Genomic DNA, 26,253 nt, shown 5'->3' on the forward strand with positions numbered 1-26,253 from the left:
CAGGGCTTAAAAAGTGAAAGCTTTTTAAGCCTTGTTTTTAACCTATTTATCGATCATTAAATGAAAAAGATATTATATGTGCTATTAGCCTTTATGTGCTGTAGTGTTTCTATCATGGCTCAAACTAAAAAAGGCTTCAAGCTTTCAGGAGAGCTTAAAAATCTTAAAGACGGAGAAAAGGTTTGCTTACTATTCAGGGGTGCTAACTACAATTCTCCAGATACGCTTGCTTCAGGTATTGCAAAAAATAACCGATTTGAAATGAAGGGCACCCTGAAGTCTACTGATCTTTATTATTTGGCTGCCGGAAACCGCAGGGTTCAAGGGCTTTTATTTCTTGATAATTCAACGGTAGAAATTAAAGGTTCAGCAGATTCAATGCGTCAGGTAACTGTTAAGGGTTCAGCAGTTAATGATGAATATGTAGCTTTTAATAAGGTATTGCTACCATTTCAATCGCAGGAACGAGAGTTAAACCGACAGCTTTCTAATGCCAAACCAAATAATGACAAACAAGTAATGGCTGGTATTGAAGATCAATTGAATGAAATAGAATTGAGTAAAAGCAAAGCCATCAATGACTTTATCACTGCTCATGTAACTTCATTGACTACTCCGTATTTGATTTTGCATTATGTAAGTGAACCTGACCCAAGAGTTTATGTGCCATTATACAATCAGTTTTCACCCGAAGTAAAGCAAAGTAAATATGGGAAAGAACTGAAGAAGAGATTAGATATCCTGGCCACGGTAGCTGTAGGGCAGCATGCACCTAATTTTCGCGCTCAAACTCCTACAGGCGAAATGCTCTCCTTAAAAGACGTTGTGGTTAAAAGTAAGGTTACTGTAATTGACTTTTGGGCATCATGGTGCGGCCCTTGCCGGGCGGAAAATCCAAACCTGGTGAAAGTTTATGAGAAATACCATTCGCAAGGATTGAATATTATCAGCGTTTCGCTTGACAAAACAACTGGTGCTGATGCCTGGAAAAAGGCAATAGCTGATGATAAGCTGTCTTGGAATCATATTTCAGACTTGAAATTCTGGGATTCGGATATCGCTAAACTTTATGGTATAACCGCCATTCCTCAACTAGTTTTGGTTGACGCCGAAGGAAAAATTGTGGCAAAGAACTTAAGGGGTGAAGCCTTACATAAAAAAATAGAAGAGCTAATGGTAAATTAACCAGATGTGGTAAATTAACTAGCAGCAGGGTGTTGCTGCTAGTTAATCACCTGCCATTTATTTTAATATCATTTAATGCTGCCCATTGCTGGATATCCTGTTTACTTAATGCAGCGGCCATCAGGTCTGGAAAGAGATCTGGGGTACAGGCAAATACCGGAACACCGATAGAGGCAAAGAAATCTGCATTGCTATGGTCGTGGAAGGATGAACCATCATCGTTAAGGGCTAAAAGGGTAATTAACTGAACGCCGTTATCTACAAGCTGTGCCGCTTTCTTTCGCATCTCCTGTTGGTTGCCTCCTTCATAAAGATCCGTTATCAGGATCATAACGGTATCAAGAGGGCGGGTGATAGTCTGAGAACAATATTGCAGTGCTTTATGAATGTCGGTTCCTCCACCCAATTGTACACCAAATAGTAGTTCTACCGGGTCTTGCAGTTCTTCCGTAAGATCAGCGACTTCCGTATCAAATACCACCATTTTTGTGTTAACCGCCGGAATGGAAGCCATTACTGCTCCAAATATCCCTGAATAAACCACCGAAGATCCCATTGAACCGCTTTGATCAATGCATAACACTATATCCTTCAGCGATTTTCTTCTTCTCCCAAAACCAATTCTTGTTTCTGGAATGATGGTTTTGTAATCAGCCTGGTAATGTTTTAGATTGCGACGGATGGTTTCGGACCAGTTGATTTCATTATGCCTTGGACGTCGGTTACGCACCGAACGGTTGAGGCTTCCGCTTATAGCCTGCTGTGTTGGAGCAAACAGTTTTAGCATTAGTTCATCCACCACTTTTTTAACCACCATTCGTGCGGTTGATTTAGTTTTTTCGGGAATAGCCCTGCCCAATGTCATTAAATTGGCCACAAGGTGAACGTCGGGAATAACCGTTTCCAGCATTTCCGGTTCAGTGAGCATTGATTTAAGATTGAGGCGTTTTAGCGCATCCTGCTGCATTACTTTCACCACTGTATTTGGAAAGTACTCGCGGATATCCCCAAGCCAGCGGGAAACGTTAGGAGAGGATGGCCCGAGCCCTCCCTTACGGTCAGCGTTGTAAAGTGCTTGCAAGGTATTATCAATGCCGATTTCCAATTTGCTCAAATCTACGGGAAGCTCATTTTGTGTTTCAGCGCCAAGGATAAGCCGCCAGCGTTTATCTAATTCGTTTTGCATGTTATATTCCCAATATTTTTTCAAGTAAAGGCAACACTCTTTTTGCCCGCTCTTTATTAATTGCGTAATTCTGTTTCGCTGCGCTTGTTCCTGAACTATTATGTTTCACCTTTTGAGCTAACCTGCTTTTTTCAGCTGAATTATACGCCGAAAAAGTGCGACGTAGGAGTGGTACAACCTGCACAAAGGTTTCCGGCGTTAATCCTTCAATCCATTGATTGGTAATGTTCCAGATATCATCTTCGAGGATAAGTATTGTCGCCGCGTCCTTCAGGAAGCCTTCTAGCCATGCAGCAGAATGGGAGGGATCGTTTCCTGTAGAAAGCGCTTTGCTGAACTCGATGCCAGTCTGACTAGCATCCATATGTTTTGCGTCGTAAAGAATCTTACAACAAGCTCCATGTACAAGCGGGGCTACCTGCTTAATAGCAATCGTTTTTAATAAGGCTTCAATCCATGATGACTTCAATTCATCTTCATCCAGGAAAATAATTGAATTATTAACTGATTTAATCTTTTCTGCAATTTCGGCCGCAGCTTCTTCATCGATACCTGAAGTACTGATCGGTAAACCAGCAATCATTCTATAAAAAATGGAACGGAGGATCACAGATACAGTTTCCTGGTCTGTTTGCCTTACGTTACCGTACCTGCTTACCTGCACAAGCGGTTTAAATGCATCCATCAGCATAGAGGTGTCAGTGGTTCCGGCTGCCAGTTCATCCATACGTTTCATTACCGCTTCAATACCTTCATGCAGATCGGCTGGAAGTGATTTCTTTGCCAGTTCGGTTATTTCAGAAAGTAAATTGCAGGAAGAGGCTTTATGCTGAAGATAGTGTGTGCAGGCAGCTTCTACAGTATTTCCCCACGGTGCCTTTTCCAGAAGATTGATAGTTAGTTCCGGAGACCATTTTAATCGCCACTCTTCTTTAAAAGTGCCTTTCCCGCTCGTAAATTGCTGCTTTGCCCATTCTACATCTAATACCTGCAAACGGTGAAATAAAATACTTTTTTGCAGACCTGCTGGTTCTCTTAAATCCAGACTTACAATTTTTTCATCGTTGCTTAGCTTTAAACGCATCGTTTTTACCTGCTGCTCCAGATCACGCTGAATAGGCACCTGTGGTGCTCCTTCAGGAACTTCACCCTGTTCATTGCCAACGATTAATTCTTTTCGAACCAAATGCATGGGTACCGTATCGCCCATACACATTACGGTCTGGGTGGCTTCATTTAGTTCTTTTAAGCCAGCTCTTGATAATCCGCGAATAGCAGTTAACGCATTTGCCAGTCGAACTGCCTCAATAATATGGGCCGAAGAAATATCAACTTTATGATTTCTGAATACATTGGCAGCATGGGCCAACCAGCGGGTTCCGTCGTCTTCGGGGTTTTCCCAAACGTGTTTGTAGTATCCAGGAGAATCAACACCAGCTCCATAGCCACTTTCAAAACTTAAGCGGTCACTGGTCCATGGAATCCAGGTAGTTTCTACTTTGGTTTTAGGAAGGTTTTTCAATAGCAGATCGTCTTCCTTTTGTTTTGGCATGGAACGCAGTGCTGGAACGTGCCAGGCTCCGCAAATAACCACGATTTCGGTATACATCTCTCTTTCGGCGGTCCGTATTCCCCGTCGCATAAAGGCTTCCCTGATTTGTTCGGTAAGGTCGTTTTTCTGCGGAAGACTTTCGCGCAAGGAAGTCATGGCTTCTTCTACTGCAGTAAAAACTTCTACCGGATGTTGACTAAGTTCAAATTGATGTTCCCACCATTCTTCTTCATCTTCAAAACCAGCAATATCAGCAAGGTATGAAAGTGGGTTTTTAAATATTTTTTGAAGTTGATGATGCTCTTCTATAAGTTCAGCCGAATTAAGGTTCGGCGGCAATTCTCCCTCAATAGCTGCCGGTTTTTCAGCCAGTTTATGAATAAGCGGCATATCTATAAAGCGCAACGGCTTCTTATTCTCAAGTCCGTAACGGATCGCCTGCCATTCAGGTGAAAAAATGCTGAACGGATAAAAGACTGCATGTTGCGGATCATCAGGAACATAGGCAAGTAGGGCAACGGGAGGTTTCATGTCCTCATGTATGGCCCATTGCAGCATTTGCTCTCCTTCGGGTGGGCCTTCAATTAATATAATATCCGGTTTGATCGCATTTAATGCTTCAAGCACATGACGGGCTGAGCCGGGGCCATGATGTCGGATACCTAAAATATGCATAGACATAGAGGAGAATTAAATAATATCCCTGCAGGCTCTGTAAATATCTTTCCAACCATCGCGTTGCTTAAGAACCGTTTCCATATACTCCTGCATTACGATCTTATCCTGAACAGGGTCTTTTACAATTGCTCCGATGACCCCGCTTGCAATGTCATCGGCTTTTATTGACCCATCGCCGAAATGATAGGCCAACGCCAATCCGTTGTTCATTACCGAGATGGCTTCTGCTGTGCTTAATGTCCCGGTTGGTGATTTTAATTTTGTTTTACCATCGCTTGAAACGCCATTCCTTAGTTCCCTGAAAATGGTTACTATCCTACCGATTTCCTCTGTGATTGATTTTTGTATTGGTAGTTCTATCACCTTGCTAAAGCTGGTAACACGCTGCTGTACAATCTCTACTTCTTCATCCACACTTGTTGGAACAGGTAAAATAACGGTGTTGAAGCGACGTTTTAAGGCACTTGACAGATCATTTACACCTTTATCCCGATTATTGGCGGTTGCTATCACATTAAATCCGCCTATTGCCTGAACCTGTTGATTAAGCTCAGGTATTGGAAGCATTTTTTCTGATAAAATGGTGATAAGTGAATCCTGAACATCGGAACCTATTCGTGTTAATTCCTCAATACGAACAATCTTTCCTTCTTTCATTGCCCTCATAACCGGTGTTTCAACAACAGCCTCAGCAACCGGACCTGCTGATAACAGCATTGCATAGTTCCAGCCGTAGCGTACAGATTCTTCACTGATTCCAGCGGTGCCCTGTATCACTAAGTTCGAGTCGCCGGTAATAGCAGCAGCCAGATGTTCTGAAACCCATGATTTTGCGGTGCCCGGTAATCCGTAAAGAAGCAATGCCCGGTCTGTTGCAAGGGTAGCCACTGCTATTTCCATCAAGCGGCGGTTTCCAATGTATTTTGCACTGATCTCGAATCCATTATTGAGCTTACCCCCCATGAGGTAATTGACTACGGCATTGGGAGATAATTGCCAGTTAGCTGGCTTTGTATGTTTGTCCTGTTTTTTTAGTTCCTCAATTTCCAGGGCAAACTGTTGCTCTGCAGATTGTCTTAAAATTTTTTGTGTCAAGGTATTGATAGTTAAATGTGTAAACGGTCTCTTAATTCTATATAACGCAACATTGTTGCTGCCTGATTGCTGAAATAACGTTTCTGATAATCATTTGCATCGTCGTTGGCATGAGCTTCCAGCAACTTGATAAGGGAGGCTGGAAGAGCAAGTGCCAGACGCTGGTAAACTGGTTGAGCCACCTGGTAAGGGTTGATGGCTAACCTTTTTATAATTCTCTCAGCCATGTTATGCTGCAATAATTGATATCGATTGTCAAGGAGTATATCAAGAACTGCAATGAGGTGTTGCTCAATGTAATTATCTAGAAATGCGTTTTTTTGTTCTTCTGAAATAAGTTCCAGTAGCTTGGAATTAAAGCTATTATCCATTGAAAGGATCTTTTCTGCCAGCAAGTTATCCTTGAAACGAAGCGCAGCTTCAGTTAAAAATGGTTGCAATAGCACAGCCTGTGGGTGTTCGGTCAGTAAGCGGAAGAATTCTTCTTTCTCTGTATTTAATGCCTGAACTAAAACAGCAGGCTCAACATAAGCAAACAGTTGAGCGAGTTGGAAAAAATTGTCATCTACACCTTTTTGCGAACTCACTTTTTCAATTCCGTATTGAAGTATTTCGTCGGGAAGGACAGCGGAGGTATCGATGTGTAATACCTTTTTCTTTAAAATCAGTAACTGTCTTTCTTCCTTTATTAAAATTACTTTTAAGAGATGATTTACGAAGCTCTTGTTTATTAGGGAATCTTTTAAAATTCGAAGCAGTTGCAAAGCTGATTCTTTCACTTTCTTACTTTTATCAGCCAGACATTTCATCAGGAATTCTTCGTCTTGTAAAGAAAGCCCCGTTTCCAAAAGGTCGATGAAATCTGTTCTGTTTGCTGCATTTTCTTGGTCAAAGTCTGCTATTAAAAGTTCCCGAGCTTCGGACGGGTTCTGTAGCCTTAATGCTTTCAAAAAGCGCTGACGTTCTTCATGATTGCCAGTTTCCCAGTTAGCTGTTTCTGACTCTTTTTCGCTTATCTTTTTCCATTCCGGATTCATGCTGCAAAGCCATTTACCCAGTTCCCCACAAACCGGAAGTATTTTGTCGGCTTTCCCTTTTTGCTCTATTGCCTTGTTCAAAAGCTTGGGAACAATTGCTGCGGGAGCTACCTTACGGGCTTGAACAGCGCGGAAAATCAAGTAATCAAAAAGTATCTCATCCTTGGCTTGCAATGCGTCCAGCAGATACTGATTTATATTGCTATTTAATTCTTTTAAAGTTTCCGCAGCACATTCTTCAATAGATGAAGTGCCTTCTGCTGGTTCTAAACCGCTTTCCTGATAAATAAATGCGAGTCCTGCATACTTCAGAAAAGCATCTTCCTTGTCTTCCTGTCGGGCAATAATCCTGGAAGCAAAATCTTCGAGGTCGCTGGAAGCTTTTAATGGCATTTTTCCGGTGCCAAGAAGGGCTGTCTTAATGATATCTTCCTGCATTTGTTAGCTTATAGAATTGTATTGATTATCCTGCCAAAGTGAAAGAAGTTTAAATGCTTCATTCTCATATATACCAAAGCCGTTCAAATGCTTTCCTCTGGTAATGGCTAAAATGGTCCAACATTCGGCGGTATTATTATTCAGAGGGAGGATTTTACCTTCATTGTCAACTATAAGCCATTGTTCCTTCTCAAAATAAACTTTAACGGGGTTTAAGATGTAAGGTACCTGATCTGCGAATGGATTTTGGGAAAGCTGTATGCTTACTTCATTCAATAACTCTTGAATATTCTGATTTATTGATGGTATTTGGAAAGAGCTTTTTATTTCTACAGGATCTTTAAACAGTGCCCGCAACGGCATTTGAGATGGGTAGTAAACAAGTTCTCCTTTAATTGTTCCTCCTACTATATAGGCATGTGCTTGTGTCTGTGCCCCTACATAAAAATTCAGGATCAGGGCGTATTTCTTGGTCTCTATCCCATATAGCCATATTCTTTCTGTTTTTAAATTATTCTCTTCCTCCAGGGTAATTGCTAAAACCAACCATTCATCTTTTACTCCAGCCGTAGCTAATACTTCTTGTTTAGCCGTGTTCCAGCCAATTAGTGTACGAATATCCGATTGCAGTTCAACCGGCAGTGATTGAATATTGTTATAGGATTCTGTAAGCAGGTAAATCCTGCTCAATTGTTTGGTTAGCGCCTTTTGCCAACCTTCCTTATAAAAATTGATCTGATTGATCCTCCGAAGCTGATTTGCTAATCCTCCAGCCTGAGAATCTACCATTCTGGCAATTATATTCTGGTTAAACTGATAAGGGTTTTGAGGCACATTTATGATCCCTGTACGAATCACATCTTTAAGCCACATACGCATTTCTGCAATTCCGTCGGTTACTTTCTTTTCCCTCGATTCTACTCTTTTTTGTTGTGTCTGCTCATTTGGAATTTTTTCTGTCGCTGGCTTGCTTTCGGCTTTTGTTACACGCTTATCGATCCATTCTGCTACATGAGGGGCCAATTCCGTTTCTGCTGAAAAAACAGACGGATTGTCGGTATAGAGAAAAAGCAATCCTAAGCCATGTTTGCAAGGGAATTTCCGACTGGGACATGAGCATTTAAAAGCAAGATTTGTTAGGTCAACAATGGTTCGGTATGGCGTTTTTCCGCTTCCCTGGCAATCGCCCCAAAGTGCTTTATCGTGCACGCATCTTAATTGCCATTTAGAGTTTATCGCCAGGCCCCGGCCTGCCTTTGCAGAAGCATCATCAGGAGCCAGTTTGTTAATTTGTTCAATAGTAAACTGCATGATCAAAAAGCAGGATAGAAAAAGTTTTTGAGAATGATGATTGAAAAAAGTAGGGTCCGAGGTTTAATATAGGGCATAACTGTAGGTACTTGCTTATTCCTCAAACATAATTATTTCGGGTAATTTTGAGAATAGATGTAGAAAAATTACTTTTTCTGATAGCTTATTTAATGTTAACTTCTTGATCTTAGATAAGTTAGAGTAAATAAGAGCTAAGTATTTTTGCCTGTTACAATTTAACTCCTAAATCATTAGACATGGAGTGTAAATAGTTAAAAAGGTTTTATTTCAATCCGAATGAAAAATATTGATAGCCAAACGAATTCCCAGGAGGAAATTGTAATAACAGAAACTACAACAAAACCAGTACTAGATGTACATGAAAGACCTAATCTGGGAATGTGGCTTACCTTTAGCATTCAGCATGTATTCGCTATGTTCGGTGCAACCATTCTGGTGCCGATGCTCATTGGTTTAAATCCTAGCGTTGCATTACTAACCAGTGGTTTGGGTACATTGGCTTACCTGGCGATAACTAAGGGGAAAATACCTATTTACTTAGGGTCATCGTTTGCATTCATTACGCCTTTTATCGCTTTGGCCGAAAAGGGCGTAGGTGCTCAAATGCTGGGATGTTTAGTGATTGGAATTGCCTACGTTGTTATGGCGCTCATTGTTCGGGGCGTAGGGATTGAGAAGATCGTTAAATTACTTCCGCCGGTGGTTACTGGTCCTATTGTTATTGTAATTGGGCTGAGCCTGGCGCCTACGGCGGTTAATATGGCAACGTTGAATGGCGGGCATTTCGATTGGGGATATACCTTAGTCGCGATCTTTACTTTAGCGGTGACGATCATTTTTACGAATTATGTAAAAGGTTTCTTCGGATTAATTCCAGTGTTAATGGGAATTATTTTCGGTTACCTGGCAGCGGCTTTTGCAGGCTTGGTTGATTTTTCTGCAGTTAGTGCAGCCAATTGGTTCGCGGTTCCCAATATTGTAGTGCCTTTTAAAGATTATGTTCCTGAGTTTTCATGGGCAGCAGTAATGGCAGTTATTTTCGTAGTTATCGCCCCAATTTCTGAGCATGTTGGGAATGTAACTCTGTTGGGAAAAATTACCGGAAAGAATTTTATAAAGGATCCCGGGCTTGATAAATCGTTATTAGGTGATGCTACCGCAATTGGCATTTCATCAATGCTTGGAGGTGTGCCCAATACCACTTATGGAGAGAATATAGGAGTGATGGCATTAACGAGGGTGTACAGCGTGTTTGTAATTGCCGGGGCGGCAGTGCTGGCGATTGCCTTCAGTTTTTGCGGTAAAATTTCAGCGGTTATCATGTCAATTCCGAATGCTGCAATGGGCGGTGTTTCGCTGTTATTATTCGGCGTGATTGCGTCGGGTGGCTTGCGAATGCTGATCGATAATAAAATAAACCTTTCTGTAAACAGAAACTTGGTTATTGTAGCAACCATACTGACCATTGGAATTGGTGGTTTCGGAATTCCGATCGGGATTTATGGTTCAATCCACGGGGTCGGACTTGCCGCCATTGTAGGAGTTATATTGCAGCAAATATTACCAAAGAAAGAAGCGGGTTTTGGTGAAGTGAGGTAAATATAAAATAGGCTAGGGTTGTAAGTATAATGGCTATTTATGGATTGTATAATTGGAACAAACAATTGAAACATGGTTAAGGCTTTTGTTTTTGGGAAATTTTTACCTTTTCATACCGGTCATGAAGCGCTTATTCGGTTTGCCCTTAGCAAGTGCGATTTTTTAACGGTGCTGGTCTGCTGCAGTGATAAGGAAGCTATTGATGGTAGTTTACGAAAGAGCTGGATTGAAGAGAGTTTTGCTGATCATAAGATTCTGGATATCAGAATCATGAATTACAATGAAGATGAATTGCCCAATACATCCGTTTCGTCGAGGGAGGTTTCCAAAGTTTGGTCCGATCAATTTAAAGTTCTTCTTCCTGACTATAATTTACTTATCACTTCTGAACCCTATGGCGATTACGTTGCCGAATTTATGGGTATAAAACATATTTGTTTTGATCGGGAAAGAAAAATGGTACCTGTTTCAGCTACTGCAATACGCAATAATACAGTGGCTAATTGGAACTTCCTTTCAAAAGGGGCAAAGCCTTTTTTTTGTGTAAAGGTGGTTTTGTTAGGAACTGAGTCAACCGGAAAATCAACGATTGCTAATAAACTTGCCCAGCATTATGCCTGTTCAATTGTTGCTGAAACAGGCAGAGATCTGATCCCAGACTCCAAAACTTTAGTGTATGATGATTTGGTTTTGGTTGCCGATGAACATGCTAAAAGGATCACAGATGCAGTAGCAGGAGATAATTTACTTGTCATTATTGATACCGATGTTCATATTACAAAATCGTATTCCCGGTTTATATTTAATAAAGAGCTTAAGGTGGATGCGGATATAATGCAGGCAAACCAGGCCCATCTCTATTTATACCTGAATAATGATGCAACTTATTTTCAGGACGGAACAAGGTTGGAAGCGGAAGCACGTGATCGGTTAGATCTAAGTCACCGGAAAATTTTGGGAGAAAACAATATCCGCTATGTTGAAATAAAAGGAAACTGGACGGAACGATTTGAAAAAGCATGTGAGTGCATAGATGAACTTTTGAGTAGAGAAAGTAAACGAATAAAGCTTTAAGAGTTTAGGAATTTAAACACAGCACCAATCTCGATCTGACCTTGATAGAATAGGACTAACTGTACTTACTGGGTATAATTTGCTATTCAATTATAATACAAGGTCCATTTGCCAAAGCTTTTTGATTGCCAGCCTTGCATGGTGGCTTCCATTTCTTTTAATAGTTTTTTCTTGCTGACTACCACCACTTTTGATGAAAGCAGTTGCTGCAGTTTGTCCTTATCCGATTGTTGGTTTAAATCAATATAGCTATTTCGCCATTTCTCATCTTTTTCAAATTGAACTTCCCTTATTAATGATTTATCTCCGGCATAAATGGAAATAATGTCTTTGTCGAGCTCAAAAGCCAGTGAAGGCAACAGTTTGTCATAAACTAAAACAGGTCTGTTTATGAGTTTTTTTCCCTTTATAAATTCAGTAATAGGAGATATGCCATTAGCTAGCAATATGTTTTGTTGCAAAAAAAAGGCGGAATAGATGATCAACGTGCCGGTAAACACTAGTGATAATTTAATGAATACCTGTTTGTAGTTAATTTCTTTGAGCACAAAATACGAGCTAATTATAAGCGCTGAAACAGGTAATAATGCCAACCATTTTTGCAGGTAAATACCATGGCCATAAAACGGAGCTCCAGCTAAACCAAGGTATAGTAAGCTCATCAAAACAAATGCGTTAAGCACCATTCGTTTTCCCAAATTTAGGTTAAGGTAATAGGCAGTTATCAGGCTGAAGCCAGTAAAAAGTGGTAGTATATAAAGTATGAGTTTTGAGCTTGAAATTGAATAAACGATAAGAGGTACAAGCAACCACCAAATAACAATTCGCTTAACCATTAGTTCGATAGAGGATTCACCCGCGTTTAGTTTGACAAATAGGTATCTGAAAAAAATGATGATCCAAGGAAATGATACTAAAGGAAATAATGGCAAGTAATAATACCACGGCGAACGACGTGCAAACACTTCAGCATGAGCCACCCTGTCAACTAAATGATGATATATAAAATAATCAGCTAAATTTTGGTCATTATGAATTAGATAAGCAAACCAAGATAAGCCTACTACAATAAAGACTCCAGCAGCGAGCAGGTAGTGAATAAGACTAAAACGGGGTTTAGGAAGAACTCCTATAAAGCTAATGATACTGAAAAAAGGAATTACAAAAACAGCAGGTCCTTTAGTTAAAAAACCTATTCCTAGAAACAAAGCAAAGCCATACAAATTGAGGTATTTACCTATTTTTAAAAACTCTATCCAACAATAAATGGCAGCCAACATGCTGGTCACCATAAACAAGTCGGTTGTTAATCCCTTAACGGCCATGAGCACAATTGGCAGGGTAGCATAAATGACTGAAGCGTACCAGGCCTTTTGTTCATCTGCCAAGAGCTCTTTAGCGATCTTAAAAATTAGATAGATCTGCAAGCAATAAGCAATCACTAAAAAGAAGCGAGCGGCAAAAGGATTTACCCCAAAAGTCAGGTAGCTGATGGCGGTTAGCCAATATGTTATTGGAGGTTTATGATAATGATGGATGTTTAATAAACTCGGATGCACCCAATCTCCTGATCGCATCATTTCTCTGCTTATTTCGGCGTATCGAGCTTCGCTGGTTTCTGTTACGCCCCAAAGATTGGCGGTAGCCAGCAATAAACTACCGATCACGAGTATCGTCAAGAACGTTATTCTGAAGTATTTGCTCTTCATTGGAGACTAGGTTATGTTTTTTGATCTGATATTGAATAACGTTGCGTTGCATCCAGCGTAAAGCCAAGGCGTCAACTACTGGGCCTAAAAAACGGTTAAGAAAATTGTATTTAGATTTTCCTCCGTAACGAGGAAAGTGCTGAATGGGTATCTGCTTTATTTTTCCACCCAATATGGCTACCATATTGGGCATAAACCGATGCATGCCTTTGTAAAAGGGTAAACGTTTAGCAATATCAGTCTTGATAATTTTTAAAGGGCAACCGGTATCGATGATAGTATCTTTCAAAAGCAATCTTCTAAGAGAATTCGCCAAGGTTGATGTGATCCTTTTTGTAAGTGTGTCTTTACGGTTTTGACGATAACCCATTACCAAATCATATTGGTCGGCGTATTCCAATAGCTTCAGAAAATCAATAGGTAAGGTTTGAAGATCAGCGTCAATATATCCGATTAAAGTGGTGTTACAATGGTCGATGCCAGCTTTTAGCGCCACACTTAAGCCACCTCTCTGTTGCAGTGAAATGAAAAAGAAGCCACGGTTTTTTAAACAAGCTTCTTCTATTAGCTCAAGGCTGTTATCGGTCGACCCATCATTTATAAAGAGGATTGAGGTGTAAATTGGTGCCTTTTCAATAAATTTTTTTAGCTCATCCACCAAGGCATTTAAGCACTGTTCCTCATTATAAACCGGAACGAGAATAGTAAATGTTCTGGTCATAAGTGATAAGGTTAAGAAGAAGAGGTAGTTATAATTTACGAAAAATTAAGTGTTTTAAGGTAAAGTAATTGATTGTTAGTTTGTTAAGTTTTTGTGATGATTTGAAAAAGTAACGTTGGTTCATCCGGCTGAAACAGGCATTAGGCATCTGGAATTTCAGGTTCAACCAACTTGGCTAACTTTTCCAAAGATTCCTGCCAACCCAAATAACACATTTCTGCAGGTATTACTGCAGGTATATTTTCCTGGATTATTTTTATTTCGGTTCCTACCATGACTTTCTTTAGCCATACGGAGGTGATCATTTCATCTGGAAGGTTAGGGTCATCAAATTTGTCAGTGTATTTTAAAAACTCGCCGGGTTTAACTTCTAGATATTTCCCACCAAAGGAGTGGCTATTACCAGTTGAGAAATTATGAAACGACATCCTGAACGTTCCATCTACCTGTACATTCATTTCATGAACAGTGCATAGAAATCCATAGGGAGGTAACCAGGATGAAATAGCGTTAGCTTCGGTAAAAGCACGAAAAACCTTTTCGGGGGTAGCTTTAAGAACCCTGTGTAGAGAAACACTGTTGCTTGACATATAAATTGATTGATAGAGTTTTAATTATTAATTGAAGTTGATTTTTGTTGGTTGTTATAAATTTAAAAATAATTTTCCTCTGAGCTTACATTAAAAACTTTGGAAACTTTTCAATCTGATATATGTACTGATTTTCATCATTTATTGATTTGACGATCGTTTCGCGTTTAATTACAAGGTTTAGAATATCAGTTATTTTTTTGTTATTTCGTTTCCTTCAATTTCAGCGAAATGACTCCGTATAAAGATCGAACAGATAATGAGCTTGTTGCAATGCTAAAGGGGCGCGATCAGGAGGCATTCACCGAAATCTACAATCGCTATTGGGCAACTATGTATGCCCATGTTTACAAAATGCTGAGGAGTCAGGAGGAATCAAAAGACTTGCTTCAGGATCTGTTCAGTTCTCTTTGGCTTAAAGCTGAAGATATTAATATAGAAACCAAACTTTCCGGATACTTATACCTTGCTGCCCGAAACAGGGTGTTTAATCTCATTCAGCAGAATAAGGTTAAAAATGACTATATAGCTTCGGTGATGAAATTTGTTTCCGAAACCGATACCTCTATTCTTCAACGATTAGACGAGAAAGAATTGATCAGAGCTATTGATTCGGAGATCCAAAATTTACCGGCAAAAATGCGTGAGATCTTTGAACTGAGCCGGAAGGAGAATCTTTCGCACAAAGAAATTGCCGCAAAACTCAATATCTCCGATCAAACTGTGCGTAAGCAAATTCAAAATGCGCTGCGGATTCTTCGTCCTAAAATTAACGGAATTCAGGCTGCTACGGCTATTCTTCTTTTTCTCCGCTAGGCGCTAAATGGCTGCTTGTTAAAAAAATATTAAATTTCTTTAAACTCATCTACCCCATAGGTCCTGCTCAACTGTTTTATACTTAAAACACAGAAAGAGTATGACTCGTCAGGAAGCACAACAACTTTTTGAAAAATATAACAAGGGCCTTGCTTCAGCAGAAGAACAGATGCTGTTGGAACAATGGTACCATCATGAACAAGCCAATCAACGTCTTACGGAAGAAGAAGCATCATTTATTCTGTTGAAAGATGAAATATGGGAAGGCACCCTGGCAAAGGCAGGCTTGGAACCTGCGAATATAGAACATGCTTCAGGCACTAAAACTATCAGCCTTAAGAAATGGTTGGCAGCAGCGTGTATTGTTCTTCCTTTAATGATTGCCGGTGGCTATTTTCTGACCAGAAAATCAATTATTACTAAAAGCGATTTAGCGGCCAATAAAGAAAATACAATTGTTCCCGGTGGAAATAAAGCCATTCTAACCTTGGCTGATGGTTCATCTATTGTTTTGAACGACCGCAAGAACGGAGTAATAGCCAACCAGCAAAATGCTGTAATTACCAAAGACAGCGAGGGGAAAATCAGCTATGGTTCCAATGATGCACAAAGTGTTGCTGTGATCAATACCCTATCAACACCTAAAGGAGGAACCTATCAGGTGCGTTTACCTGACGGTACCCAGGTTTGGTTAAACGCTGCTACTAAATTAAGCTACCCATCTTCTTTTGCAGGAGCTAATCACCGTACAGTTGAACTTACAGGTGAGGCCTATTTTGAAGTAGCAAAAGATAAAACCCATCCCTTTATTGTAAAATCAGGAACTCAGGAAGTAGAGGTACTGGGCACGCACTTTAATGTTAATAGCTATACTGATGAAAGCGCTGTAAAAACCACGCTTCTGGAAGGTTCGGTAAAGGTAAGTGCCAATGGAAATGCACATCTGCTTAAACCTGGTCAGCAATCAGTTTTAACTGCTACTAATGCAGAAGTAATCACCGCTAACATTAAAGAAACAATGGCCTGGAAAAATGGCTATTTCCGCTTTAATGAAGAACGCATAGATGAAATAATGCTGAAGCTTAGCAGGTGGTATGATGTTGAAGTTAGTTACGCAGGGAAAATATCGGATGAACGTTTTAGCGGTAATATTTCGAGATACAAAAATATAAATGAGGTATTAGACATGTTAAGTTATTCTAATGCCGTGAAATTTAAAGTTGAAGGAAGGAGGGTTACGGTAATGGAATAATACTACGAATGAGTATAACTTTTTGTGAGTAATAAGTTAACCGTACCATACCTGAATCAATCTTTGAAACTGATGATATTAAAAAACCAGCCCGACGGCAATCGGACTGGTTATGTAAGGATGGTAATGGTTAATATAAGTATCAACTAACCATTTAATGCCGCGAATCTGGAAAATACAAGGCATATGGTATCAACCCTAACTGAACAAATGTACAAAATTTGCACCCAACTGCTGTGCGGTATCCGTTCACAGCACAAAACATGGAGAGTTATGAAGCTAACATTTTTGCTTTTACTCGCAGCGATAATGCAAGTCAGTGCAAGCACTTATGCACAGAAAATTACGTTATCTGCAAAAAATGCTGAGCTAGTTACTGTTTTTGATAAGATAAGCGATCAAACCGGTTATGATTTTGTCGTCACCAACTCAATTTTAAAAAGTGCCGGCAAAGTAACCCTCGACGTTAAAAACGTAGAGCTAAAAGAGGTATTGGAGCAGATCTTCAAAAACCAACCTTTTGAATTCAGCATTAGCAACAATACAGTACTTGTAAAAAAGAAACCCGCCCCACATGCGGTAACAATTGTAAGCCCGGTAGCTACCATTGATATAACCGGAAAAGTTACCGACGAAATTGGGCTTCCGCTTCCGGGGGCAGTTATCAGGGTAAAGGGAACCTCACTGCAAACCTCAGCCAACGCAAACGGTGAGTTTAACCTGCGCAATGTAGACGAAAATGCGATTTTAATTATCTCATTTTTAGGCTATAGGGCCAGAGAGTTAAAGGCCGCAAAAGACCTGGGTACTATTTCCCTGGCTATTGATCAAAATGTATTAAAGGAAGTATCGGTTTCTACAGGTTATCAAACCATTCCTAAAGAGCGTGTAACCGGGGCTTTTTCAAGTGTTCCGGCAAAAGAGCTGGAGCATCAGCGATTAAGCAATATAAACTCATTGCTTGAAGGCCGTGTTCCTGGCTATAATAATGGCGTGATCAGGGGAACTACCTCTATGAATGGCGTTACCACCCCTCTCTATGTGGTTGATGGCTTTCCGGTTGAGAATACCCGATATAGCGCATCAGGAAGCATTGAAGAAAACGTTCCGGGGTTAAACCTCGAGGATATAGAAACGATTACTGTCCTTAAAGATGCCGCTGCCGCATCAATTTATGGTGCCCGTGCAGCAAACGGAGTCGTGGTAATTGTTACCAAAAAAGGTAAAAAAGGAAAACCACAGGTTTCTTTCTCCAGCACCTTTACCATGTCGCCGTATAAGCTGTATACCAATAATATTACCAGCTCGGCTGATATTGTTGCACTGGAAAAAGAATGGGCTGCAAATAACCCAAATCTACAAGGTTCTGGAGCCGCTGATTACGCAAACTCCTTATTAGAAAATGCTGTTTATCCAAGTCAGGGTATAAACTCTTTACTCCGTTATTATTCAGGTAGTTTATCATCAACCGATCTGGATACAAAGCTCAATCAGTTAGCTGCAGGAGGTTATCAATACTATGATGATGTTAAAAACTACAGCAAACGTGATCCTTTTTATCAGCAGTATAACCTGAATATTCAGAACGCTACTGATAAAAATTCGCTTTACTCTTCAGTTACTTACCGCAACAACAAATTCGAAGATAAATACTCGGACAATGAATCATTGGGACTTAATCTTAAGAACACCACTTTCTTCAACAAATGGTTTACCCTTGAGTTAAGCAATTATTTCGATTATGGTAAAACTAACAGACAGTCTTATTCAACACTTTCACCGGGATATTCGTTTCAGGCTTATGACCGCCTGGTAAATGCTGATGGGAGTCATTTTACTTCTACGGCCGAATCGCGCTTAAGCGCTAACACCCTATCATTGATCAATGACTATAATTTGTATAGCATGGACATCAATGCCTTGGATGAGCAGCAGATGAACGTAAGTGGTACCAAAAGTTATAGCAATCGTTCATTCATTAAGCTAAAAGCAGACATTACAGAATGGTTGTCATTTAGTCCTACGTTCCAATACGAATTTGGTAACGATCGTTTGAGTCAGTTGTATGATAAAAACTCTTACTACGTAAGAAACAAAGTAAATGGTTTTGCCAGCTATTCTACTGATAAAGGTTTTAATTATAATATGCCCTATGGAAATATATTTGAGGATCAAAATCAATATACCTCATCTTATAACTTCCGTCAGCAATTTAACGTAGATAAAACCTTTGGTCAAAAGCATAATCTTACGGCTATTGTAGGTTCCGAAATAAGAAATGCCAAATTGGAGTATAAATCTGGAAATCTTTATAATTATGATCCTACGGTTTTGTCATTTGACTTGATTGACGCCAAACAACTGGCAAATGTTGATGGAGCAATATTGGGTGGCGAGTACTTTTCGTCGTCAGATATTGCTGTTCAGCGTGAAACCGTTAACCGCTTCGTGTCCTTGTATTCAAATGCAGGTTACTCTTATGACGACCGCTATTTAGCAACTGCAAGTATTCGTTGGGATCGCTCCAACCTTTGGGGTACCAATTCTAAATATCAAAATAAACCGCTTTGGTCTGTTGGAGCCGGATGGAACATCAATAGGGAAGCATTTTTTAATGCGAAATGGGTTGACCTGTTAAAACTGCGCGCTTCATATGGTATAAGCGGTAATATTGCCAAAGATGCAGCTCCATACATGACGGCATATTACTATGCGAATAATAACGTTGGAGGGTTGCAAGGATCAATTTCAGCCCGTCCAAATCCATTGCTTTCATGGGAAAAAACAGGTACTACCAATATTGGTCTTGATTATGGCTTTTTCGAAAATCGCCTTTCAGGCTCAATTGACCTGTATTATAAGAAAGGTGAAAACCTGTTAGCAAATACCATGGGAGTGCCTACAGAGGGTTTTGGTTATTCAACCTATTCAATTAACAATGGAGAAATGCAAAATAAAGGAGTTGAAGTTTCTTTATCAGCTGATATTATTCGGAAAAGTAACCTTCGTTGGAACACTACCCTGCAGTATGCACACAATAAAAACGAGGTTACCTATGTGAATGTTGAAGCGCCTGTATATTTTCTTCAACTGGATTACCCTGAGGCATATCCACGTATCGGAAATCCATATCAGGCAATTTACAGCTACCGTTGGGCCGGATTAAGCGAAGATGGACTTCCACAGGTGTATAATGAAAATGGAGAGAAAATGCTGTATTCTCCGGGTTCATTAGAGTCGATCGTTTATAGCGGTTCAACCGTTCCTACTTATTCGGGTTCATTTAACAACTTGCTGGAGTATAAGAATTTCACTTTTTCGTTTTTGCTGACATTTGAAGGCGGACATAAGATGAGAAACTCATTTCTGCCAATGTTAGGTAACGATTATAACAGCGCAATGTTTAGCTATGTTTCTCAAATAGGCCCGGTTAATAAAGACATCGTAAACAGATGGAAAAATCCGGGAGATGAAACCAAAACTAATGTGCCTAGAGCTGTTTTTGCTGAGGATCCGAATTATAGCAGTGACAGTTATGAGATCTATCGTAATGCCGATATCAATGTATTAGATGCTTCTAATATCCGTTTGCGTAACATTTCTTTGGCTTATACACTCCCTCAAAAGCTCACTAAAAAAGCCGCCCTATCTAATGTTCGCTTGCAGTTTAATGCCGAAAACCTCTTTACTATAGCCAAAAGTGAAACGGCTAAATACCTGTTAGATGGTTTCCGTTCTCCTAATTATGTATGGGGAGTTTACATGAACTTTTAAAGGCTATTAAAGGTTAGTTGAGAATCATTAAAATGAATCAAAAGATGAAAAAGAAACTATCAGTCACTATAAAAATTATGGCGGTGCTTATGGCAGCCTGCCTGAGCAGTTGTAATGATTTTTTGGATATTGTTCCTAAAGGTTCCAAAATACCCACTACGTTAGCTGATTTCGACGCCCTGTTGCGAGATGAGTACGGTAACCAGCGCACAGATATTACGCAAGCTGTACTCTTAATGAATGATAAGTTCGAATCGGCTTCAAACTTAAATTATTACCAGTTATACAACGCAAATTATAACTGGCAGGAAGATGCCGATCGTATTGCTTTTAATAATAGCGATGAAGGAACCTATTATAACAGTTATATGGCTATTTCAACCAGTAATCTGATTATTGAGCATGCCCCAGAAGCAACCGAAGCAACTGAAGATGATAAAAAGCAGTTGATTGCTCAGGCTAAATTTTTAAGAGCCACCAACTATTTCGTGCTCGCCAATTACTATGCTGATACGTACGAAGAGGGTAATGCTGAAAGTAAACTATCAATTCCCCTTATTACCAGTGCCGATATTGGAGCGCCGTATACACAGGTGAGTATTAAAGAAATTTACGCTTTTATACTTAAGGACATTGAAGAAGCTATTCCAGATTTAAGGGCTGCAGGAGCTACCATTTTACACGCAAATTTAGGAGCGGCATATGCGCTTTCGGCTCGTGTTCATTTGCAAATGGGGCAGTATGATCAGGCGCTGGCGGCAGCTAATCAAGCCTTAGCGCAAAATGATAAACTGTTCGACTGGACAGCTTTTTATAATCAATATAAAACACAAATAGAGCAGCCAAACGTTTACACCAATGCTCCCTCGCCAATGGGTTATGACTATGTTGAAAATTACAATTTCCGTCATGGTGTACGCAATTCGGCAGGAAACGAAACCAATATCAGAACCGATAGAGCTACCCATTTTGAACAAGGGGATGCTAAGTTCGCTTCTCGTTGGAAATTAAGAACCGTTGGGGCTGATACCTACTTCAAAAGCATTATCCGTGGTTATTTCAATTATGGAGGGATGACTACAACCGAGGTTTACTTAATCAAGGCCGAATGTCTGGCTCGTAAAGGAGATATTACCGATGCTATGAGCACCTTAAATACCGTGCGTAAAAAGCGTATTCTTTCTTCCTATTATGCTGATCTGACAGCCACAACCACACAAGAGGCGGTAAAACTAATTCAACGTACAAAAGGGAATGAACTTATTTTGGGCATTACGCCATTTGCTGATATGCGTCGATTGAATAAAGATCCTGATTATGCAAAAACCTTGAGTAAAACCGAGAATGGAAGCAACCTTTCGCTTTCTCCAACATCGCATATGTGGACCATGCCATTCCCACAAGGGGCTATTAAAAACCCTGGAAATGGAACCATCAAACAAAATGTAAACAAGTAAAATTTTAAAGCGATTGATTATGAAATTCAATATAAAAAGTGTTTGCCTGGCATTGATCATCTGCCTGTGCATTACAAATGTATTTGGACAACAAAAACCGTATACCATTACTGCCAGCATAAATGGATTACCGGATGGTACAAAAATGGAACTGATCCCCGGAGCCACACACAAAGATGAGAAGCCGGTGGCTGAAGCTGTAGTAGCACAAGGGAAGTTTGTTTTAAAAGGTACATTGGCAGAACCGCGCTTGTTTTATATAAAAACTGCAAACGCATATGGTGCTTATTCTATAATGGTGCAGGAGGGTAATATTACACTTAGCGGCAATGCTAAAATTTCTGGAAACGGAGAGAATCAATACTTTTCTTTTGAGAATATGGTGGTGAATGGCAGTGCTGCTCATACTCAGTTTCTGCAAAAAAGAGCACCGCGCGAGCGACTGGATTCTATTTATAATGCGAACGATAAGGCCAATAAAGACATTCAGGATAAATTAGAAGCTGCTCATAAGAGTAAAGATTCCGTTTTGGTGAAATCCTTGAAACAATCGGATGCCTATAAGCAATTGGAAGCCCGGGAAAGTGCTTTTTTTGATTTGGCAGGGAAGACCATCTCTAAAATAATCAGTGATAATAAAGAAACCTGGTGGGGACCCTTTTTCGCACTTGATCTTTACAGTTATTTCCGTCCGGATGATAAACCGATGTATTCAATGTTTTCCCAACAGGCAAAGGATAGTTATTACGGAAAAATACTGAAAGAGGAGCTTGATCCGGAAGGTTTTAAAGGAAAATCAGCTCCATTGCTGGATATAAAAGGGGAGGGAAATACGGATTTAGCTTCCTTGTTAAAAGGTCATAAATATGTGCTGGTCGATTTCTGGGCTTCATGGTGCAACCCGTGCCGAAAATCTATTCCGCATCTGAAAAAGGCTTATGCCGAATTAAACGATAAAGGTTTGCAAATTGTGAGTATTTCAATTGATAAAAAAGAGGCTGATTGGGTAAAAGCCCAAGGCGAAGAGCAATTGCCGTGGCCTAGCTTTTTAGATAAAGGAACCACCGCCAACGCCTGGAAAGTTAGGGCAATTCCAACTATGTTTTTGCTTGATTCAAAAGGTACAGTAGTTGGCGAAGGTTTGTCATTAGATGAACTATTGGCCAAAGTAAAAGCCGACTAAAAACTGTTTATTTTACTAAAAAACGAAAGACCATTTCATAACCTAAATCAATAACCAATGAGGGGGCCGCAATGCCTCCTTTTTTTGTTTTGAATGTGATTGTTTCTAAGGTGAAAGATTATTAAGGAAGTTTTATTAAAAACTGATTCGAGATAATTAATGCTATCCCTTTGTAATTGTTCAGTTATGGACGTTTTGCCCTCCTATGTAGGGCAGGTTGAACCGGGACTCAATTCCCCTTCATAACTCACCGCAAGGGCCTGAATTGGCCAAGGTTCCTTACGTGTATATTGAATTGTTTTGCTCATTTATTAAAAGATGAGCGGGATGCCATCCCGACTGAAAAAGTTCAATCATTTGAATGGTTGAGTTTTTTTGCTTTTCAATAGTATTGCATTTCCAAGTATCGCCTGATCCGATGGATCGAGATACACCATGCTTTTTTGTTGTGGGAAAATAAAAGTATGATAAAAGGTTGTCTCCTAAAGAAGGGACAGTCTCTTGTTTATTCAGGTGTCTTATGGAGGAAAAAATTTAGGTAAGCGATCTCTACGCATTCATTTTACTTTTGGAGACAGTCTACTTTATTTTATGCTGAAATGTTTATCGAACAACTGTGATTCTTTTTATAAAACAATGTTTCTTTTAAAAGCGCAGCCAAGCTCAATAATCGAATCCGTTTTGGCTACACCCCGAATGTTGTCAATTTTTTCATATAGTACTTGTCTCATATGTTCATGATTTCGCGCAACGATTTTCAGGTATAATGTATAAGTTCCTGTAATGTAGTAGCATTCCGTGACCTCTGGGATCTTTTTTAACTCTTCAATGATCCGATTTGAATCGTGATCTTTCTCTAGAGTTAAGCCTGTGAAAGCGCCCCAGTCATAGCCAATTTTCTTTTCATTTAATACAGGTTTAATACCGGTAAGGATACCCTGTTCAGTTAACCGCGATATTCTCTGATGAACCATTGTATTAGAGATTCCCAAAGCTGTTGCAATAGCTGAAAAAGCCATTCGACCGTCTACTTCGAGTTGTTTTAAAATCTTAATGTCGAATTCATCAATATTTTCCATTGTGAGTAGCAATTGTTTTTTTTGAAAGCAAAATAAGTTAAATTATCTTTTTTATTTACATTTTGAGTCAAATTATATTTTATTGAGTTGAATTAAAATAAAATAAAATTACCTTTGTTGTACCAAAGTCAAATAATATGATGGGAAATTTAACAAAAAAAAGCAATACGTTTATTACGAAAGAGGACAGATATGGAGCGCATAACTATCATCCTTTGCCGGTAGTTTTGGAAAAAGGGGAAGGTGTTTATGTTTGGGATGTAGAAGGAAAAAGATATTTTGATTTCCTTTCGGCTTACTCGGCCGTAAATCAAGGGCATTGTCATCCACGGATTATCAACGCACTAAAACAACAAGCAGATAAATTAACGCTTACTTCTCGTGCTTTTTATAGTGATAAGCTGGGCGATTTTGAAGAATTTATTTGTGAATTATTTGGTTATGACAAAGCTTTGATCATGAATTCCGGGGTTGAAGCTGTAGAAACAGCAATGAAACTTTGCAGAAAATGGGCTTATCAGGTAAAAGGAATTGCTTCTAGTCAGGCAAAAATTGTTTTTGCTAATGGCAACTTTCACGGCAGAACGATATCTGTGATTTCGGCTTCTAACGACGAAAGTGCAAGAAATGATTTTGGACCTTTTCTGCCTGGGATAGCTCATGTACCATATAACGATGTGGCCGCTTTTGAGAGTTTATTGAAAGCAGATAAGAATATTGCTGGTTTTATTGTAGAACCTATACAGGGAGAGGCGGGTGTTGTTGTACCAGACGACGATTATATTCCTCGTATAAAAGCTTTATGCAAAGAATATAATGTACTGCTTATTGCCGACGAAATTCAAACGGGTATTGCACGTACCGGGAGCATGCTTGCATCGTATGATATTAATTCTAAAGATAGAGCCAATCAGCCTGATATTTTGATATTGGGGAAAGCTATTTCAGGAGGTGTGTTGCCGGTGTCGGCAGTTTTAGCTAGTGACCAAATTATGCTGACTATTAAACCTGGCGAGCATGGGTCGACCTATGGAGGAAATCCTTTGGCCTGTGCTGTAGCAAAGGAAGGGTTGCAGGTTGTAATTGACGAAAAACTGGCTGAAAATGCTTTTAGATTGGGCGAATTATTTAGAGCTGGATTGAAAAATATTGCTCAAAGAACAAATATTATTCGTTTGGTGAGAGGAAAGGGGTTGTTGAATGCAATAGTAATAAACAGTGATGAAAATTCTGATCTGGCATGGGAAATCTGTATGAAATTTAAGGAGTATGGTTTATTAGCTAAACCTACTCATGGCAATAAGATTCGTTTGGCTCCTCCGTTAATCATTACAGAAGAGCAGATTATGGAAAGTTTAGCCATTATAGAAAAAACATTATTAGATCTTACTGTTGAGTATGAAACGATCAATCAGACTGATAAAAAATAGATCCGACATTGGTGCAGGAACACGTGGGGCTGATATGGGTATTGATGCTATTGAAGTTGCAGCTATTAATAAGGGGAGTGAATATTTTAACAATTTTCCTTTTACAGATGTAGAAACCCATAACGAAACGATTTATAACAAAGACAGAAACTCTTTTGCCAAAAGAATAGAGCATGTGTTTCAGCAGTGTAGGCGAGTTGCAACAACAGTTGAAAACACGCTATTGGATCAGTGTTTTCCTTTGGTGCTTTCTGGAGACCATTCTTCAGCATTAGGGACTATAAGTGGAATTAAAGCTGCATATCCGCAAAAAACACTAGGAATTATTTGGATTGATGCCCATGCCGATTTGCATTCACCTTATACTTCTCCTTCAGGAAACATCCACGGAATGCCATTGGCCGCCGCACTGTCCAATGATAACTTAGCATGTCAGATAAATAAAATTAAGAAGGAAACCTTGCTTTGCTGGAATAATCTGAAAACAATCGGTACGGAATTACCGAAACTCAAACCTGAACATTTAATCTATTTTGGTGTACGTGATACTGAAGAAGCCGAAGATATTTTGATTGAAAGTTTAGGTATAAAAAATTATAAGGTTGAAGAAATACGTTTTCGAGGTCTGGAAATCTGTGTAAACGAAGCATTGGAAAAGTTATCAGATTGTGAATTAATCTATATCTCCTTTGATGTTGATAGCATGGATTGTGATTTAATTTCATTTGGAACCGGCACACCTGTTGCCAAAGGATTCGATCAAAAGGAAATTGCTGCAATCATAGAAATAATTGTTAAATCCAAAAAAGTGGTATCGCTGGAGGTGGTTGAAGTTAATCCTTTACTAGACAATAAGGGAAATAAAATGGCTGAAACAGCCTTCGAAATCTTGGAACAAATTACTCCAATTATCGTTGAATCTGATAAAATGTAGTCTGATAAGTTTTACACAAACATAAGGTTCCTATACTGATCTTCATATTAATGTATGATGAGATAAGGGAACTTCCGCTTCTTCTTTCGGCAATTATGCCCCAGCTCGCGCGCGTTTGCAACGCGTGCGAAA

General features: G+C 39.6%; 19 protein-coding genes. 10 read left to right on the plus strand and 9 right to left on the minus strand.

The window, feature by feature from the left end; all coding sequences use genetic code 11:
• The first annotated feature begins 60 nt into the window (after positions 1–60).
• Positions 61–1,185, plus strand: coding sequence for a TlpA disulfide reductase family protein (locus NF867_RS15260; protein WP_252589247.1), 1,125 nt, complete (start codon positions 61–63; stop codon positions 1,183–1,185).
• Between the two features lie 46 nt (positions 1,186–1,231).
• On the opposite strand, the gene NF867_RS15265 is transcribed toward NF867_RS15260, so the two are convergent.
• The 5 genes from NF867_RS15265 to NF867_RS15285 are packed head-to-tail and all read right to left on the minus strand — an operon-like array spanning position 1,232 to position 8,482.
• Positions 1,232–2,371, minus strand: a complete 1,140-nt coding sequence (locus NF867_RS15265; RefSeq protein ID WP_252589248.1) for a VWA domain-containing protein — start codon at positions 2,369–2,371, stop codon at positions 1,232–1,234.
• 1 nt (position 2,372) lies between these two features.
• Positions 2,373–4,604 (minus strand): DUF5682 family protein, encoded by a 2,232-nt coding sequence (locus tag NF867_RS15270; protein ID WP_252589249.1) that lies wholly within the window; start codon positions 4,602–4,604, stop codon positions 2,373–2,375.
• 9 nt (positions 4,605–4,613) lie between these two features.
• A complete protein-coding gene (locus NF867_RS15275) occupies positions 4,614–5,696 on the minus strand; it encodes an ATP-binding protein (protein WP_252589250.1) in 1,083 nt (360 codons plus the stop codon).
• 11 nt (positions 5,697–5,707) lie between these two features.
• The gene (locus tag NF867_RS15280) at positions 5,708–7,171 is read right to left on the minus strand and encodes a DUF5691 domain-containing protein (RefSeq protein ID WP_252589251.1); all 1,464 of its coding nucleotides are present in this window, start codon (positions 7,169–7,171) and stop codon (positions 5,708–5,710) included.
• Between the two features lie 3 nt (positions 7,172–7,174).
• A complete protein-coding gene (locus NF867_RS15285) occupies positions 7,175–8,482 on the minus strand; it encodes an SWIM zinc finger family protein (protein ID WP_252589252.1) in 1,308 nt (435 codons plus the stop codon).
• Between the two features lie 297 nt (positions 8,483–8,779).
• On the opposite strand from NF867_RS15285, the gene NF867_RS15290 reads away from it, so the two are divergent.
• Together NF867_RS15290 and NF867_RS15295 are read left to right on the plus strand one after the other, a co-directional pair.
• Positions 8,780–10,102: a solute carrier family 23 protein gene (locus tag NF867_RS15290; protein ID WP_279640078.1), complete on the plus strand. Its 1,323-nt coding sequence runs from the start codon at positions 8,780–8,782 to the stop codon at positions 10,100–10,102.
• 72 nt (positions 10,103–10,174) lie between these two features.
• Entirely contained in the window at positions 10,175–11,176 is a 1,002-nt protein-coding gene (locus tag NF867_RS15295) for an AAA family ATPase (protein WP_252589253.1), read from the plus strand.
• An 86-nt stretch (positions 11,177–11,262) separates the two neighbouring features.
• Here NF867_RS15295 and NF867_RS15300 read toward each other — a convergent pair whose 3' ends face one another.
• From NF867_RS15300 to NF867_RS15310, 3 genes are all read right to left on the minus strand, one after another.
• On the minus strand, positions 11,263–12,885 hold the full coding sequence (locus NF867_RS15300; RefSeq protein WP_252589254.1) for a glycosyltransferase family 39 protein: 1,623 nt from the start codon (positions 12,883–12,885) through the stop codon (positions 11,263–11,265).
• Positions 12,833–13,606, minus strand: a complete 774-nt coding sequence (locus tag NF867_RS15305) for a glycosyltransferase (RefSeq protein ID WP_252589255.1) — start codon at positions 13,604–13,606, stop codon at positions 12,833–12,835. Before NF867_RS15305 ends, NF867_RS15300 begins: the two co-directional genes overlap by 53 nt.
• Positions 13,607–13,746: 140 nt before the next feature.
• The gene (locus tag NF867_RS15310; RefSeq protein ID WP_252589256.1) at positions 13,747–14,196 is read right to left on the minus strand and encodes an SRPBCC family protein; all 450 of its coding nucleotides are present in this window, start codon (positions 14,194–14,196) and stop codon (positions 13,747–13,749) included.
• Positions 14,197–14,427: 231 nt separating this feature from the next.
• On the opposite strand from NF867_RS15310, the gene NF867_RS15315 reads away from it, so the two are divergent.
• The 5 genes from NF867_RS15315 to NF867_RS15335 all read left to right on the plus strand — a co-directional run bounded on the left by NF867_RS15315 (position 14,428) and on the right by NF867_RS15335 (position 22,678).
• Positions 14,428–15,012 (plus strand): RNA polymerase sigma factor, encoded by a 585-nt coding sequence (locus NF867_RS15315; RefSeq protein WP_252589257.1) that lies wholly within the window; start codon positions 14,428–14,430, stop codon positions 15,010–15,012.
• A gap of 100 nt (positions 15,013–15,112) precedes the next feature.
• Entirely contained in the window at positions 15,113–16,264 is a 1,152-nt protein-coding gene (locus NF867_RS15320; RefSeq protein ID WP_252589258.1) for a FecR family protein, read from the plus strand.
• A 273-nt stretch (positions 16,265–16,537) separates the two neighbouring features.
• Positions 16,538–20,038, plus strand: a complete 3,501-nt coding sequence (locus NF867_RS15325; protein WP_252589259.1) for a SusC/RagA family TonB-linked outer membrane protein — start codon at positions 16,538–16,540, stop codon at positions 20,036–20,038.
• 44 nt (positions 20,039–20,082) lie between these two features.
• Positions 20,083–21,495, plus strand: a complete 1,413-nt coding sequence (locus NF867_RS15330) for a RagB/SusD family nutrient uptake outer membrane protein (protein ID WP_252589260.1) — start codon at positions 20,083–20,085, stop codon at positions 21,493–21,495.
• A gap of 19 nt (positions 21,496–21,514) precedes the next feature.
• A complete protein-coding gene (locus NF867_RS15335; RefSeq protein WP_252589261.1) occupies positions 21,515–22,678 on the plus strand; it encodes a TlpA disulfide reductase family protein in 1,164 nt (387 codons plus the stop codon).
• 626 nt (positions 22,679–23,304) lie between these two features.
• Here NF867_RS15335 and NF867_RS15340 read toward each other — a convergent pair.
• Positions 23,305–23,757: an Lrp/AsnC family transcriptional regulator gene (locus tag NF867_RS15340; protein WP_252589262.1), complete on the minus strand. Its 453-nt coding sequence runs from the start codon at positions 23,755–23,757 to the stop codon at positions 23,305–23,307.
• A gap of 137 nt (positions 23,758–23,894) precedes the next feature.
• On the opposite strand from NF867_RS15340, the gene rocD reads away from it, so the two are divergent.
• Together rocD and NF867_RS15350 are read left to right on the plus strand one after the other, a co-directional pair.
• Entirely contained in the window at positions 23,895–25,187 is a 1,293-nt protein-coding gene (gene rocD / locus NF867_RS15345; protein WP_279640079.1) for an ornithine--oxo-acid transaminase, read from the plus strand.
• Complete coding sequence (locus tag NF867_RS15350) at positions 25,156–26,121, plus strand: arginase (RefSeq protein ID WP_252589263.1); 966 nt, start codon at positions 25,156–25,158, stop codon at positions 26,119–26,121. The genes rocD and NF867_RS15350 overlap by 32 nt, the downstream gene beginning before the upstream one ends.
• Positions 26,122–26,253 lie beyond the last annotated feature (132 nt).

The sequence above is a fragment of the Solitalea agri genome (assembly GCF_023914155.1).
GTDB lineage: Bacteria > Bacteroidota > Bacteroidia > Sphingobacteriales > Sphingobacteriaceae > Solitalea > Solitalea agri.

Excerpts from the sequence above, each read along its gene's own strand:
- NF867_RS15280 (WP_252589251.1), bottom strand. The coding sequence starts at position 7,171 with ATGCAGGAAGATATCATTAAGACAGCCCTTCTTGGCACCGGAAAAATG.
- NF867_RS15320 (WP_252589258.1), top strand. The coding sequence starts at position 15,113 with ATGACTCGTCAGGAAGCACAACAACTTTTTGAAAAATATAACAAGGGC.
- NF867_RS15325 (WP_252589259.1), top strand. The coding sequence starts at position 16,538 with ATGAAGCTAACATTTTTGCTTTTACTCGCAGCGATAATGCAAGTCAGT.
- NF867_RS15340 (WP_252589262.1), bottom strand. The coding sequence starts at position 23,757 with ATGGAAAATATTGATGAATTCGACATTAAGATTTTAAAACAACTCGAA.
- NF867_RS15350 (WP_252589263.1), top strand. The coding sequence starts at position 25,156 with ATGAAACGATCAATCAGACTGATAAAAAATAGATCCGACATTGGTGCA.
- NF867_RS15265 (WP_252589248.1), bottom strand. The coding sequence starts at position 2,371 with ATGCAAAACGAATTAGATAAACGCTGGCGGCTTATCCTTGGCGCTGAA.
- NF867_RS15335 (WP_252589261.1), top strand. The coding sequence starts at position 21,515 with ATGAAATTCAATATAAAAAGTGTTTGCCTGGCATTGATCATCTGCCTG.
- NF867_RS15285 (WP_252589252.1), bottom strand. The coding sequence starts at position 8,482 with ATGCAGTTTACTATTGAACAAATTAACAAACTGGCTCCTGATGATGCT.
- NF867_RS15310 (WP_252589256.1), bottom strand. The coding sequence starts at position 14,196 with ATGTCAAGCAACAGTGTTTCTCTACACAGGGTTCTTAAAGCTACCCCC.
- NF867_RS15305 (WP_252589255.1), bottom strand. The coding sequence starts at position 13,606 with ATGACCAGAACATTTACTATTCTCGTTCCGGTTTATAATGAGGAACAG.
- NF867_RS15295 (WP_252589253.1), top strand. The coding sequence starts at position 10,175 with ATGGTTAAGGCTTTTGTTTTTGGGAAATTTTTACCTTTTCATACCGGT.
- rocD (WP_279640079.1), top strand. The coding sequence starts at position 23,895 with ATGATGGGAAATTTAACAAAAAAAAGCAATACGTTTATTACGAAAGAG.
- NF867_RS15260 (WP_252589247.1), top strand. The coding sequence starts at position 61 with ATGAAAAAGATATTATATGTGCTATTAGCCTTTATGTGCTGTAGTGTT.
- NF867_RS15270 (WP_252589249.1), bottom strand. The coding sequence starts at position 4,604 with ATGTCTATGCATATTTTAGGTATCCGACATCATGGCCCCGGCTCAGCC.
- NF867_RS15300 (WP_252589254.1), bottom strand. The coding sequence starts at position 12,885 with ATGAAGAGCAAATACTTCAGAATAACGTTCTTGACGATACTCGTGATC.
- NF867_RS15315 (WP_252589257.1), top strand. The coding sequence starts at position 14,428 with ATGACTCCGTATAAAGATCGAACAGATAATGAGCTTGTTGCAATGCTA.
- NF867_RS15290 (WP_279640078.1), top strand. The coding sequence starts at position 8,780 with ATGAAAAATATTGATAGCCAAACGAATTCCCAGGAGGAAATTGTAATA.
- NF867_RS15330 (WP_252589260.1), top strand. The coding sequence starts at position 20,083 with ATGAAAAAGAAACTATCAGTCACTATAAAAATTATGGCGGTGCTTATG.